At 50.5% G+C, this 14,234-nt stretch carries 14 protein-coding genes; 5 read left to right on the top strand and 9 right to left on the bottom strand.

Annotated elements, in window-relative coordinates; translation table 11 throughout:
• Window positions 1-50: 50 nt before the first annotated feature.
• The 7 genes from ACO0LH_RS18520 to ubiA all read right to left on the bottom strand — a co-directional run bounded on the left by ACO0LH_RS18520 (window position 51) and on the right by ubiA (window position 6,149).
• Window positions 51-1,574, bottom strand: a complete 1,524-nt coding sequence (locus tag ACO0LH_RS18520; RefSeq protein WP_422942610.1) for a UxaA family hydrolase — start codon at window positions 1,572-1,574, stop codon at window positions 51-53.
• A 15-nt stretch (window positions 1,575-1,589) separates the two neighbouring features.
• Window positions 1,590-2,915 carry a lipopolysaccharide biosynthesis protein RfbH gene (gene rfbH, locus ACO0LH_RS18525; protein WP_422942611.1) on the bottom strand — a complete coding sequence of 442 codons (1,326 nt, stop codon included), beginning with the start codon at window positions 2,913-2,915 and terminating at the stop codon, window positions 1,590-1,592.
• Between the two features lie 44 nt (window positions 2,916-2,959).
• Window positions 2,960-3,727 (bottom strand): glucose-1-phosphate cytidylyltransferase, encoded by a 768-nt coding sequence (gene rfbF, locus ACO0LH_RS18530; RefSeq protein ID WP_422942612.1) that lies wholly within the window; start codon window positions 3,725-3,727, stop codon window positions 2,960-2,962.
• A gap of 366 nt (window positions 3,728-4,093) precedes the next feature.
• A complete protein-coding gene (locus ACO0LH_RS18535) occupies window positions 4,094-4,417 on the bottom strand; it encodes a YqjK family protein (RefSeq protein ID WP_422942613.1) in 324 nt (107 codons plus the stop codon).
• A gap of 9 nt (window positions 4,418-4,426) precedes the next feature.
• On the bottom strand, window positions 4,427-4,816 hold the full coding sequence (locus ACO0LH_RS18540; RefSeq protein ID WP_422942614.1) for a phage holin family protein: 390 nt from the start codon (window positions 4,814-4,816) through the stop codon (window positions 4,427-4,429).
• Window positions 4,817-4,820: 4 nt separating this feature from the next.
• Window positions 4,821-5,132: a DUF883 family protein gene (locus ACO0LH_RS18545; RefSeq protein WP_422942615.1), complete on the bottom strand. Its 312-nt coding sequence runs from the start codon at window positions 5,130-5,132 to the stop codon at window positions 4,821-4,823.
• 141 nt (window positions 5,133-5,273) lie between these two features.
• Entirely contained in the window at window positions 5,274-6,149 is an 876-nt protein-coding gene (ubiA, locus tag ACO0LH_RS18550; protein ID WP_422942616.1) for a 4-hydroxybenzoate octaprenyltransferase, read from the bottom strand.
• Between the two features lie 149 nt (window positions 6,150-6,298).
• Between ubiA and ugpB the strand changes: the two genes are divergently transcribed.
• From ugpB to ACO0LH_RS18570, 4 genes are all read left to right on the top strand, one after another.
• Window positions 6,299-7,612: a sn-glycerol-3-phosphate ABC transporter substrate-binding protein UgpB gene (ugpB, locus tag ACO0LH_RS18555; protein WP_422942617.1), complete on the top strand. Its 1,314-nt coding sequence runs from the start codon at window positions 6,299-6,301 to the stop codon at window positions 7,610-7,612.
• Window positions 7,613-7,780: 168 nt separating this feature from the next.
• Window positions 7,781-8,665, top strand: a complete 885-nt coding sequence (gene ugpA / locus ACO0LH_RS18560) for a sn-glycerol-3-phosphate ABC transporter permease UgpA (protein WP_422942618.1) — start codon at window positions 7,781-7,783, stop codon at window positions 8,663-8,665.
• A complete protein-coding gene (ugpE, locus tag ACO0LH_RS18565) occupies window positions 8,662-9,513 on the top strand; it encodes a sn-glycerol-3-phosphate ABC transporter permease UgpE (protein WP_422942619.1) in 852 nt (283 codons plus the stop codon). The genes ugpA and ugpE overlap by 4 nt, the downstream gene beginning before the upstream one ends.
• A gap of 83 nt (window positions 9,514-9,596) precedes the next feature.
• Window positions 9,597-10,673: a sn-glycerol-3-phosphate import ATP-binding protein UgpC gene (locus ACO0LH_RS18570; RefSeq protein ID WP_422942620.1), complete on the top strand. Its 1,077-nt coding sequence runs from the start codon at window positions 9,597-9,599 to the stop codon at window positions 10,671-10,673.
• 31 nt (window positions 10,674-10,704) lie between these two features.
• Here ACO0LH_RS18570 and ACO0LH_RS18575 read toward each other — a convergent pair whose 3' ends face one another.
• A complete protein-coding gene (locus ACO0LH_RS18575; RefSeq protein ID WP_422942621.1) occupies window positions 10,705-10,923 on the bottom strand; it encodes a hypothetical protein in 219 nt (72 codons plus the stop codon).
• A 168-nt stretch (window positions 10,924-11,091) separates the two neighbouring features.
• On the opposite strand from ACO0LH_RS18575, the gene ACO0LH_RS18580 reads away from it, so the two are divergent.
• Complete coding sequence (locus ACO0LH_RS18580) at window positions 11,092-11,877, top strand: helix-turn-helix domain-containing protein (RefSeq protein ID WP_422942622.1); 786 nt, start codon at window positions 11,092-11,094, stop codon at window positions 11,875-11,877.
• On the opposite strand, the gene ACO0LH_RS18585 is transcribed toward ACO0LH_RS18580, so the two are convergent.
• Entirely contained in the window at window positions 11,850-14,123 is a 2,274-nt protein-coding gene (locus tag ACO0LH_RS18585) for a patatin-like phospholipase family protein (RefSeq protein WP_422942623.1), read from the bottom strand. The two genes, ACO0LH_RS18580 and ACO0LH_RS18585, sit on opposite strands and share 28 nt — an antisense overlap.
• Window positions 14,124-14,234 lie beyond the last annotated feature (111 nt).

Here is a 14,234-nt window from a genome sequence, read left to right on the forward strand (position 1 = left end):
GTGCCAATTAAATCGCATGATGTCGAATGTGATTTGTCTCAGCCATAAAGTTACATGACTGCGCCCAATTGCCAGGGAACGAATTCATTTTGGCCATAGCCGTGCAATTCACTTTTGGTCTTTCTTCCTGACGCTGTTGCCAGTATCGACTGAAAGATGCGTTCCCCCATTTCTTCTATCGTCGCATTGCCATCAACGATTTCACCGCAGTTGATGTCAATATCGGCCTCTTGCCGACGCCATAAATCACTGTTGGTAGCCAGTTTCAGAGAGGGGCTGGGTGCGCAACCATAAGCTGAACCGCGTCCCGTGGTAAAACAGATCACATTGGCGCCCCCCGCAACTTGGCCAGTAGCGCTGACTGGGTCGTAACCAGGCGTGTCCATGTATACCAATCCTCGCTCGCTGACCTGTTGCGCATATTCATAAACTGCGTTCAGATTTGAGGTGCCACCCTTGGCTACCGCGCCCAAGGATTTTTCCAGTATCGTGGTCAGGCCACCGGCCTTGTTGCCAGGTGCCGGATTGTTGTTCATTTCACCATGATTGATGCGTACATATTCTTCCCACCAATGTATGCGTTCCAGTAGTTTTTCGGCTACTGAGGGCTTGGCAGCACGGCGTGTCAGCAGATGCTCAGCCCCATAAATTTCCGGTGTTTCGCTAAGAATAGCAGTACCGCCATGTGCCACCAGCAAATCAACCGCATGGCCCAGTGCGGGATTGGCACTGATGCCGGAATACCCATCGGAGCCACCACATTGCAAGCCGACTACGATATTGCTTACATCGCAGGGTTCACGAATAATAGCATTTGCATTTGGCAAAAATTCCTTAACCAGCGCTATACCACGTTCTACGGCTTTGCCAGTACCGCCAACATCCTGGATATTGAAAGTTTTTAGATTCTCACCTTCATGCAAACCGCCCGCCTGCAACAGTAAGCCCATTTGATTGGCCTCGCAGCCCAGGCCGATCAGCAAAACAGCCGAAAAATTCGCGTGTAGGGCGTAACCTGTCAGCGTACGCTGCAAGATTTGCATACCTGCACCGTGATCATCCATGCCACAACCGGCGCTATGGGTAAGTGCCACAATGCCATCAATATTTGAAAATTCCGCAAGAAAATTGTTCATCTTGAAATAATCAGCGATGGCCCGCGCTACGGTTGTAGAGCAATTCACACTGGACAGTATGCCGATGTAATTACGCGTGGCAATCTGTCCGTTGCGACGGCGTATTCCCATAAATTCGGCATGCTGTCGCGGTATCTCTGCTTTGACATCTGCGCCTACCGCATAATCGCGATCGAAGTCACCCATCTCCAGATTATGGGTATGCACATGTTCTCCAGCCTGTATTGCTTTGGATGCAAAGCCGATAATCTGGTTATAACGACGTACTGCTTGTCCTGCGGCGATCGCGCGGCGTGCCAGCTTGTGCCCCGCAGGAATCAGTCCCTTGACAGAAATGCCATCTGCGTTGTTGCCACTTATCATTTGGGCGCGACAGATTGCCACGTCATCTTCAGGATGCAGCACGATAAGGCTGTTGGTGGTTTTTTCCTGCTTCATTTTTGCCTTTTGCGCTTAAAAATTCAGGCCAAGATAGCTTTCTATCTTGTGGGCTGCAAATTCCAGCATCTCTTGCGTTAGTGAAGGTTGCACACCTATCCAGAAGGTATTGTTCATAATATGGTCCGTATTGACCAGGTTTCCACTGATGCGGTAATGCGCTTCACGCATATAGGGCTGGCGTGTCAGATTGCCGGCAAAAAGCAAGCGCGTACCTACCTTGTTCTGATCCAGGTAAGTCAGCAAATCCAGCCTGGTTACCGGGCAGTTTTCTTTTAAAGTAATCGGGAATCCAAACCAGGACGGATCAGAATGTTCCGTGGCTTGTGGCAATGTAACAAATTCTTCGCAGGCTTGCAGGCGGGTTTTAAGGAACAGATAGTTCGCTTTTCTCGTTTCGATAAACTGCTTTGCCTTGTGCAGTTGCGCTAGGCCGCAGGCCGCCTGCATATCGGTAATTTTCAAGTTGTAGCCCAGATGGCTGTAGGTGTATTTATGATCATAGCCTTCAGGCAGGTCGCCTAATTTCCAGCAAAAACGTTTGCCGCAGGTATTGTCCATGCCAGGCGGACAATAACAATCACGACCCCAGTCCCGGAAGCTTTCTGCAATTGCCATTAGTTCTTCGTTATTGCTGAACACTGCACCGCCTTCACCCATGGTAATGTGATGGGCAGGATAAAAACTCAGTGTTGCAATATCACCAAAGGTGCCGACCATCTGCCCTCGGTAAGTGCTACCCAGTGCATCACAACAATCTTCTATTAACCATAAATTGTATTTTTTGCACAATGCGCTTACTACATCCAGATTAAAGGGGTTGCCTAACGAATGCGCTAGCATAACGGCCTTAGTTTTAGGACTAATTGCGACTTCTATCTTGCTGACATCAATATTATGAGTAATCCTGTCAATATCAACGAATACAGGCACAGCACCAAACTGCAAAATTGGATTGACTGTGGTGGGGAAGCCCGCTGCTACACTGATCACCTCATCACCACGTTTGATCGCACGGTCACCCAGTCTGTTGGAAGTCAGGGTGCTAAACGCCACTAGATTGGCGGAAGAACCGGAATTTACCGTGATCAGTTGTTTGACGCCAATGAAGGCTGCCAGTTCTTGCTGAAACTTTGCGTTAAAGCGACCAGCTGTCAACCAGCCATCCAATGCTGCGTCGACCATATTTTTGATTTCAGTCGCATCGAGTGATTTACCGGATGGAGGAATCGGTGTCGCGCCAGGCATGAATATGGCTGGCTTTAAAGCCAGGTTCGCGTACTGTTCGACCAGTTCGGCAATTTGTGCGCGTAGCTCTTGTTTTTTTTCAGTTTGTGTCATGTCGATTTAGCTTACCAGATACCGTCCTGGCACTTTAAAAAAAATCACCAGGTTTTCCACGGAGCCTGGCCAGAATTCCATAATTCTTCCAGATGATTCTTATCGCGTAATGTATCCATGGGATGCCAAAAACCCGGATGTTGAAAAGCCGATAATTGTCCGCTATTTGCCAATTTTTCTAACGGTTCCTTTTCCCAAACCGTTGCGTCATTTTCCAATAAATCGAATATTTTTGGTGATAAGACAAAGAAACCTGCATTGATCCAGACGCCATCGCCAGCTGATTTTTCGCGAAAATTTGTGACCTGATTGCCTTCAATATTGAGTACACCAAAACGTATCGGGGGTTTTGATGCGGTAACCGTTGCTAAGCGTCCCTGGGCACGGTGAAACTCAAGCAGTGCAGAAATATTCACATCCGCAACTCCATCACCATAGGTAAAGCAAAAATCTTCCTCATCGAGATAGCTGCGTACCCGTCTCAGACGCCCGCCTGTCATGGAATTCTCACCAGTATCAACCAGGCTGATGCGCCACGGTTCAGAACTATTTTGACGTACCTGCATAGCGTTACTGGATAGGTCAATGGTCACATTCGACGTATGCAAAAAATAGTTAGCAAAATATTCTTTGATCAAATAACCCTTATAGCCACAGCAGATCACAAAATCGTTAATCCCGTGTTGAGAATACGATTTCATGATATGCCAAAGTATGGGTTTGCCACCAATTTCTACCATAGGCTTGGGCTTGACGGTGGTTTCTTCGCTGAGCCGTGTACCTAGCCCACCCGCAAGGATTACTGCTTTCATTTTATTTGACTTCCTTGACGCAAAAAAGTTGAGTTTTTTTGACTGAATTTATTACCTTAAGGAATGCATTTTAACAGGCTATGACGCCGCTTATTCCTTTGAGATGATGTGCGACAAGGCCGTAGCGCTTAATTCTGCGTGTTATGTTGATAATCAGATGAAGAAGAGCGACCTTTTGCAAGCAGGCTGCTTTCCCTTTTACTGATATTTTAGATCAGGAACGCAATTTAGATGAAATTGAAAGATCAAGCTAAAAGATGGCCTGTTTCGGCATGGCCCTGCGTGAGTAGTGGGCTATCCTGATTTTGAAATAGTCTTGCAATTAATTGATCTTATTTGCAATATAACCGTATAAAAGCCTATGGCTTATTCATCCGGCTGATTTGTCCGCATGCGCTTCATGACGGCGGCCAGACTCTGCCAGGTCTGCCATCCTAACATTGCAGATTTTGCCACCGAATAAATGCGCCTGGGTGTCAATATGAAAACCGCGGCGCTGATCGCCACGCCAAGAAAAGGGCGATGCCTTACGGTATTGCTGACGGAGCTATACAGTTTCAGTGCATAGTCAGCGAATGACAGCGATTGCCGTAGTTCATTGGTATGTATGGCCATCAAGCCACGCAGTGCCTGACTCTTCAGTAAAAGAGCCTGGCGTTGCAGGGCGAGTTGTTCCTGGCGTTTTTTCATTTGCCTGCCTTAGTCCGGTGACTGACTGGCAGGCGATTCGCCACGCAGGGCGGCGCTGTCCTTCTTCAGTTCAGATAGCGTGAAAGCAAGCAGACCAGGACGGTTTCTGATGGCATTGCGCAGCCACAAGGCAATCAGGATTGCCAGCGCAGAAAACAGACCGAGCAAGCTGAACAAGACCGTATACCGATGGGCAGTATCCCAAAATGCGGCAATCAGCGTCAATATAGCCAGCATCACCGCGATGCCGGCAAAGAACAGCGCGGTCAGCGACCACAGCAGTGTGGAAAAAAAGCGTGAAAGCTCTTCTTCCAGCTCTACTGCGGCCAGTTCCAGGCGTGTGTGGACAATATTGGTGAGTGTTGCCGCCAGTTGTCCCAGCGAATCGAGTATCGCCATGTGTTTATCTGCTGCGACCGATCAACAGCCCCACCAGCAAGCCAACGCCAGCCGCAATACCAGCTGATTGCCATGGATTTTCTTTGACATAAACGTCGGTGGCTTTTGCTGCTTCTTTGGTGCGGGTGATGACCAGGTCTTCGATACGTTCGACTTCAGCCTTGGCGTTTCTCAACGTTTTTTCAAAACGGGCTTTGGCGGCTTTGAAACCTTCACCGGTTTGTTGCTCGGTGTTTTTTAACAACTCTTCCGCATCGCGAATGACAAGGTGGAGGTCATTCATCAACTGTTCTTTATGTTCGTCTACTGCACTCATGATTTTTCCTTTCAGTTTTGGGATGCGCTGTCTGCGTCGGGGTACTTCAGTCTAATCAAAAAGATCGATAAGAGCTTGTGTTTAGTCAATGATACACATTAACGATCAAATGCAATGTTAAGTAAGTAACAATCTCTTGTCTTACTTTACTGCATAGTCAAGCGCAACACCAGCAAAGATTGCTGCCCCCAGCCAATTGTTATTGCGGAAGGCGGCAAAACAGCGCATGCGGTCACGCTCTTTTATTAATTGGTAGTGATACAAGGAAAATGCAAGGGCAACACCCATGCCTGTCACAAAATAAGTGCGTAAGCCGGTTTGCCAGCCAACCAGCAAGATCAGTGCAAAACACAGTACATAGCACAACATGACAGCTATGACGTCATAGCTGCCAAAGGTAATGGCCGAGGTTTTGATGCCGATTTTAAGGTCGTCATCGCGGTCGACCATTGCATATTCAGTGTCGTAGGCCAGTGCCCAGAAAATATTGGCCAGCAACAGTATCCAGGCGGCCGTAGGCACAGTGTTTTGCACGGCAGCAAAGGCCATAGGTATGCCAAAGCCAAAGGCAATACCCAGATAAGCCTGGGGAATTGCAAAAAACCGCTTGAAGTAGGGGTAAGTACCGGCGATCAGCACGGCAGCAACCGATAATTGTTTGGTCAATGCATTCAAAGGCAGGATCAGGCAAAAAGAAATCAATGCCAGCACGACCGCAACGCCGACAGCTTCCTTGCCGGATATTTTGCCACTCGTCAGTGGTCGTTCAGCTGTGCGCTTGACGTGCTTGTCAAACTCACGGTCAGCATAATCATTGATGGCACACCCGGCTGAGCGCATCAGTGCCGTACCCAGGCTGAAAATCACCACCAGATCCGGAGAGGGATGACCGTTTGACGCTATCCATAAAGCCGTCAGGGTAGGCCATAGCAGCAAAAGTATGCCTATGGGTTTATCCAGTCTGACCAGTTTCAGGTATAAAGCCAGCCGTTGGCTTATGAAATGATAATAATTCATGCCGAACTTTGATGTTGCAAATGAAGAATTATAAATGCTATCTATACATGGCATGGGTCTCAATGCTATCTTAGGGTCTGTTAATACCGCAGCAATAAATACCGCAGCAATAATAAAAATCTTGATTACCAGTTTTCCGGGGACGAATAATGAAATTGCATACCAAACTGAGTCTGGCCAGTGCCGCTGTCTTCATGTGCTTTGCCAGCTCTGCCCAGGCGGTGACTGAAATCAGCTGGTGGCATTCCATGACTGGTGCGCTGGGCGACCGTGTTACTGCCCTGGCAGATCAGTTTAATAAAAGCCAGAATGAATACAAAGTCACGGCTGTCTATAAAGGCAATTATGACGAATCCCTGGCCGCAGGCATTGCTGCCTTTCGCGCTGGTAATGCGCCACATATCTTGCAGGTGTTTGAAGTCGGTACTGCAACGATGATGTATGCAAAAGGCGCTGTAAAACCGGTTTCGGAAGTCATGAAGGTGGCGGGCGAGAAATTTGATTCATCTGGTTATGTCGCTGCCGTAGCAGGCTATTACACCTCGCCCAAGGGCGAAATGTTGTCCTTCCCGTTTAATAGTTCAACCACCGTGTTTTACTATAACAAGGATATGTTTGCCAAAGCCGGCATGGACCCGAGCAAGGCTCCGGCTACCTGGCAGGAAGTGGTGGCCGCTGCCGCCCGTCTGAAAGCCAGCGGAGAAAAATGTGCCTACACCACAGGCTGGCAAACCTGGGTACACCTGGAAAGTTTTTCGGCCTGGCACAATGTCGAATTCGCCTCCAAGGGCAATGGTTTCGGCGGCCTCGACGCGCGCCTGAAATTCAACAGCCCGCTGCATGTGCGGCATATAGAAAACCTGGAAAACTGGGCCAAGCAAGGTTATTTCACTTATGCTGGCCGCAAAAACGAACCGGAAGCCAAATTCTATTCCGGTGAATGCGGTATGCTGACCTCATCCAGTTCTGCCTATGGCAACGTGGCGAAAAACGCCAAATTCAAGTTTGCTGTTGCCCCCTTGCCTTACTACTCGGATGTGAAAGGCGCGCCACAAAATACCATCATAGGTGGTGCTTCCTTGTGGACTATGAATGGCAAAAAAGTCGATGAATACAAAGGCGTGGCGAAGTTTTATAAATTCCTCTCACAAGCTGACGTACAGGCAAAATGGCATCAGGAAACCGGCTACCTGCCGATCACCAACGCGGCCTATGAGTTGACCAAAAGCACAGGGTTCTATGAAAAAACACCTGGCCCTGGCGTCGCTGTGCAGCAAATGATCGTCAAGACCACTGACAAGTCACGTGGCATACGCCTGGGCAGTTTTGTGCAGATACGCACCATCATGGATGAAGAACTGGAACTGGTCTGGAGCGGTAAAAAATCAGCCAAGGCAGCCCTGGACAGCGCCGTCAACCGCGGCAATGAATTGCTTGAGCGTTTCGAAAAAGCGAATAAGTAAAGTCAAGATCAAGACCCCTCACCACAGAGACACAGAGACACAGAGAAAAGCAAGAGAAAAACAAAACAATCAAAAACTCAAATAATGCCTTTGTTTTTCTCCGTGCTCCTCTGTGCCCCCTCTGTGTCTCTGTGGTGAGCTTTCAGGTCCAACTTATTAGAGGTTTTTTTGGAAAAGCGCGCACGGTTTCGTTCAGTTTGGTTACCCTATCTGCTGCTGATGCCGCAGATCGTAGTAACGGTATTGTTTTTTTTCTGGCCAGCATTACAGGCGCTGTATCAATCAGTCTTGCTGCAAGACGCTTTTGGCATGTCCACGCAATTCGTCTGGCTGGATAATTTCAAAAACCTGTTTGCTGATCCGACTTACCTGACCTCGTTCAAGACCACGGCCATGTTTTCTTGTCTGGTAGCAGTCCTGGGACTCAGCATTTCGCTGATGCTGGCGGTGTTTGCCGACCGCATTATCAAGGGCAGCAGTTTCTACAAGACCTTGCTTATATTGCCGTATGCAGTCTCACCCGTCGTCGTTGGCGTGTTATGGATGTTTCTGCTCAATCCCACCCTGGGTATTGTGGCCCATGCCTTGCGTCATTTTGGTATCGAATGGAATAGTTTGTTGAATGGTCAGCATGCCATGATATTGATCGTACTGGCGGCAGTGTGGAAGCAGATCAGCTACAACTTTCTGTTTTTTCTGGCGGGTTTGCAATCCATACCCAAGTCCCTTATTGAAGCAGCTGCCATCGACGGGGCAGGGCCCTGGCGGCGGTTCTTCAGCATTGTTTTTCCTCTGCTGACACCTACCACGTTTTTCCTGCTGGTGGTCAATATCGTGTATGCCTTCTTCGACACTTTTGCCATCGTTGAAGCAACTACGCAAGGTGGTCCCGGCAAAGAAACTGAAATCCTGGTGTTCAAGGTATTCAATGACGGTTTCAAGGGCGGTGACCTGGGTAGTGCTGCGGCGCAGTCGGTGATACTGATGACGATCGTGATTGTGCTGACCGTTGTGCAATTCAAATATGTGGAAAAGAAAGTGCAGTATTCATGATAGAGCGCCGACCTTTTCTGGGGCTGTTCAGCCACTTTATTTTGCTGCTGGGCGTTGCTCTGGTCGTCTTTCCCATCTATGTCGCCTTTGTCGCCAGTACGCAAACGGCAGAGCAATCAGCGCTGGCACCGATGTCGCTGATTCCGGGTGACCAGTTGCTGGTCAATATGAAAGCTGTGCTGGGCAGCGGCACCTCCGGCAATGTCGCCAGTAACCCGGTAGGGCGCATGCTGTGGGTCAGCCTGATATCTGCAATGATGATTGCTGTCGGCAAGATCTCGATTTCCATGCTGTCGGCCTTTGCACTCGTCTATTTCCGCTTTCCTGGTCGCGGCCTGTTTTTCTGGATGATTTTCGTCACGCTGATGCTGCCTGTCGAAGTGCGTATCAGCCCGACTTACAAGGTGGTGTCAGATTTATCCATGCTCAATACCTACGCAGGCTTGACGATACCGCTGATCGCCTCGGCAACAGCAACATTTTTATTTCGCCAATTCTTTTTAACCGTGCCTGATGAACTGGCCGAAGCCGCACGCATTGATGGGGCGGGGCCGCTGCGGTTTTTCAAGGATATCTTGTGGCCTTTGTCGCGCACCAATGTGATCGCATTGTTTGTCATCATGTTCATCTATGGCTGGAATCAATACCTGTGGCCGCTGCTGGTATCGACTGATCAGGATATGTACCCTATCGGTGTGGGCATCAAGCGCATGATCGCCGGCGGCGATGCCGCGGTGGAGTGGAATATGGTCATGGCAACCCTGTTGCTGGCAATGCTGCCACCGGCACTGGTCGTCGTTGTCATGCAAAAATGGTTTGTCAAGGGCCTGGTCGACTCGGAAAAATGAGGTTTTTGCTGATCAGCATATCAAGCGTACCCAGCATATTTCAGTCCTGAATACTTATTGGAAAAACGGAATACAACTATTTTATGGCTCAGGTTCATTTAAAAAACGTCAGAAAAACTTATGGCAAGGGTGATAAGGCAGTTGCCGTGATACATGGTATTTCCATCGATATTGCACATGGCGAATTCATCGTCATGGTCGGCCCTTCGGGCTGCGGCAAGTCGACTTTATTGCGCATGGTGGCTGGTCTCGAAGAAGTAAGCGATGGTGACATCGTGATAGGTGACCGCGTCGTCAATCTGCTGGAACCCAAAGACCGCGACATTGCCATGGTGTTCCAGAACTATGCCCTGTACCCGCATATGAGCGTTTATCAGAACATGGCCTATGGTTTGAAGATACGCGGCTTTTCCAAAACAGACATAGAAAGCCGTGTGCAGAAAGCAGCAAAAATCCTGGAACTGGAAAGTCTGCTGCAAAGAACGCCACGACAATTGTCTGGCGGTCAGCGGCAAAGGGTGGCAATGGGTCGCGCCATCGTGCGTGAACCGGCAGTGTTTTTGTTTGATGAACCCTTATCCAACCTGGATGCCAAATTGCGCGTGCAGATGCGGCTTGAAATTCAAAAGCTGCACAAGACCCTGGGAACAACCAGCCTGTATGTGACACATGACCAGGTCGAGGCGATGACCCTGGGCCAGCGCATGATCGTCATGAATGGTGGCGTGGCCGAGCAGATCGGTACACCTGCGGAAGTCTATACAACCCCGGCCTCCACCTTTGTTGCCAGCTTCATCGGTTCACCGCCGATGAACCTTTTGCGTGGCAAACTCAGCGCAAACGGCAGGCAGATACAAATCGGCGACGCCCTGGTGTCATTGCCGCTGGTGCAAAGCGAAGCAGAGCGCATCGCCAGCCGTGAGCTGATATTGGGGGTAAGACCAGAACACCTGTTCATAGGCATGCCGGGTTTGCCGCTTGATGTACAACTGGTTGAGTCGCTGGGCGCCGATTTGCTGGTACACGGCTTGTGTGCCGGTCAGCCTATGGTAATACGTACACCGACCGGAACGGCGGTCACCGCCGGCCAGCAGACTTCGGTCGGTTTTTCTGCTGATGCTGTCCATTGGTTTGATCCTGAAACCACCAAGCGTTATTGATCTGTCTTGTCTTTTCAATGGCGTAAACGCATTACACCAGTAATGCCGCTTTGCGGCTGTTCCTGTGTTGTCTTAAGGCGTCTGGGCGAGCGCTGGCGCGGCTGCTGGTGACATTCATGCCGCTGGCCCCTACATTGAAATGCGCGCTTTTTTCTGCCCGGTTTCCACAAAAATAACCCAGACCAAAAACGGTGACCGTCAGGCCGATACTGAGCAGATATCTGCCAAGACTTGCTAATCTTGTTCCCATTCTCATTTCCTTTGCGTAGAACTTGAACTTCATACTCCGATGGCGAGTCGAAGTGTCGCAATATTTAAAAATGAGTACCAGAAAATTGCCGAAAGACTTAAATTTCGATATCTTTGGTATTGAATTACGGTACTATTTGCAAAATTTAACCTTTAATGCGGAGTAGTGATGAGTTCACCCGAATTGGTCTTGAAGGTCTTGCGCTCAGAATTACGTGCGGCAGGGGTCACCTATAAAATGCTGGCAGACCGCATAGGGATGAGCGAATCAAGCATGAAGCGCATGTTTGGGCAAAAGGATATGAGTCTTTCGCGTCTGGCAGAGATCTGCAAGGCAGCAGGTGTCGCCATGGAGGACGTATTGCGGCAGGCGGCCGATGTGACGCCATATTCTGACACCCTGACGCTGGCGCAGGAACAGTCCTTGATGGCTGACCCCAAATTGTTGCTGATTGCCATTTGCTGTCTGGGGCACTGGACGCTGGAACAGATCATAGAGACCTATCATTTGTCAGAATCAGAATGCATCCTGCAATTGATCGCGCTCGATAAGCTGGAGCTGATAGAACTGCGCCCGCATAACCGTTATCGCCTGAACGTGTCACCAGCCTTTCACTGGCGGCCAGATGGGCCGATACAGAAATATTTCCGCGATGTAGTGGTCAGTGATTATTTTGCCGGCAGCTTTGACGGGCCGGGCGAAACCCTGTTGTTCGTGCCCGCCCGCGTATCATCACACAGCGCCCAGGAACTGGTGCAAAAAATCCAGCAACTGGCGGCCGAACTGGCACACTTGCATCAGGATGACCGGCGCTTGCGGCCAGAAGAACGCGATGGCTTTACTTTGCTGGTTGGTTTTCGCTCATGGGAGTTTTCTGCGTTTACTGCCTTGCGCCGCCCGGAGGTGGCGGCGGTCAAGGGGCTGACTCACCAGATAGGTCCCAGGAAAAGATAGAGCGAAGAACCATTGCCACGGGTGGCACCGGCGCCAAAAAACAAGGGCCCAAAACGCGTATCCACCGATATGTGTGCGCTGGCTGCCTGCTGTAAATTACCAAAACGCAAGGGCTGCCCATTACCATAGGCAGTGCCCAGTTCTGCTGAAAACCCCACCCTGATCGCCCCACCTACCGTGGTCGGCAAGGCACCTATCTTGCGTGCCAGCAGCAGACGGCCAAAAACCGTTGCATTGCCAGACAGGGAGTTGTTGGCTGTTCCTGACAGACGCAAAAAACCGCCCAGCGGATTCGGTGTTGCGCTGCGTTGTGAGCGTCCCCATTCCCCATACAGGTGACCCGCCCAGTCGCCGTACTGGAAAGCGGTCAGGATGTCGATCTCTGATTGTGCCTGCGATGGTTCACCCGGGCCTTTGGCCGGTGAACGTTCCCATGAAGAGGTAATCAGGTGACCACGCGTCGGGTACGCGAGTGAATCCAGTGTATCAAGGCGGAAGCGTATGTACTGCGTAGTATCAAAGTAACGCAGGCTCTCCTGGCCGGCGACGGCGGGTAGGAGCAGGTCAACCTTGCCAAAACCACGGCTGACACCAGCCTCGATGTCGCCCCAGTTGTCCAGCAGACACCCAAAAGTCAGGCTGGCCTGCGTGCCACGCACACCGACACGTGCGCTTCGGCGTCCTTCATTAAAGATATCGAGGCTGCGGCCATTGTATTCAAGCGAGGGCGCAACAAACCACGGTGAGCCTGCATATAAAGGTTGCCAGAACTGGGTGACAAGCTGGCGCTGGCTGCCTATGCGGGCAAGCGTGCGAAGTTCGGCACCATAGCTGTTGAGCGATGATGCGATATGCATCATGCTCAGGGCAAAACGGTTTTCATCGGCAAAATCGCTGGTCAGTTCCAGCCCCACGCGCAGGCGGTTGCGGCTGGAACTGGCTTCTGTCGGCCTGATCAGCACATCACGTTTGCCATCATTGTCGGTGATGATGGTTTCTACATTGTCGATGTCAGCGCGCGCGTACAATTTGGCCGATGCCTGCCGGATTTGTTCTGGCGTCAGCACCTGGCCTTCTTGCAGGCCAGTCTGGGTAATCAGGGATTTCGGGTTGATGTATTTCGGGCCTTCCACTTCGATTTTTGCCAGGGGCAATTTATTCGAAGAAGGCCTTGCAGTCAGCGTGCCATTGGAGCGCTGATACTCAAAGCTCGCATATTGTTCATCGGTGACACGCAAGACATTGAGCTGTTCACCCATTTTTTGCGTCGCCAGTTCACCTGCCTTGATGGATTGCTTGTATTCGGCAAAATCAAGAAAGCTGATACCCGACAATTCGGGTGCGATCAAGATATCCGTACTGCGCAGGTCCTTGATCGAACGCTGGACATTTTGCTCAGTCAGAATTTGCAGCATTTGCTTGGTCACATCAATGGCGCTGTTGAGTTCACTTTCTTTTGCCAGCGGTGTACCCACATTGACGGCAATGACGACCTCAGCGCCCATGTCACGTGCGAGCTCGACCGGTAAATTGCTGACCAGGCCACCATCGACAACCAGCTTCTGTTTGATACGTACAGGTGCAAACACACCGGGCAATGCCAGTGAGGCACGCATGGTCAGCAGCAAGGGGGTGTTTTTCAATTCCACCATTTCACCAGTCAGCAAATCAGAGGCCACCGAGCAAAATGGCAGCGACAACTGATCCACAGGCTGATCGCGCATGCCTTCAGGCATCAGGCGGGTCAGGGCGTTTTCCAGGGCGCCATTACCGGCGGCAGCAGGCGGCAGGAAAATGCCGGACTTGGTCACGGCAAATTCTATGCGCGACGGTAGCAGCAAGTCTTCTTCCTTGCGGCGGTAGTCAAGGTCATAGCGGGCAGGGCGGTCCGCCATGACACTATCCCAGTTGGTGTCGTGCACGATTTGTTCCAGTTCGTCGGCAGAGCGTCCGGCGGCATAGGCGCCGCCGACCACTGCACCAATGCTGGTGCCGACCACGATATCTACAGGAATGCGCATTTTGCGCAAGGCGCGCAACACCCCAATGTGAGCGAAACCCCGTGCACCGCCGCCAGACAAGACCAGCGCCACTTTGGGCCGGGCATTTGCCGGCAGTGGGGTCGCAGAAATGGTGACGGTATCGCCGCTGGTTTGCGCCTGACAATCACTGATCAAGGGTTTGTTGATCAGTCCGGCCAGTTCCATCAGTACGATCAGCATGGCCAGTTTTTTAAACAAAGGCATGTAGAGACGCTTTCTGTAAAAATAAGATGTCTGAATAGACAAATATCCTGTCATCGAGTTTCGCAAAAAGCTGAAGTATAGCGCTGTCGTCCTGACAATAGCGCATAAATG

Source organism: Undibacterium sp. TJN19, assembly GCF_049339485.1.
Classification (GTDB): Bacteria; Pseudomonadota; Gammaproteobacteria; order Burkholderiales; family Burkholderiaceae_D; genus Undibacterium.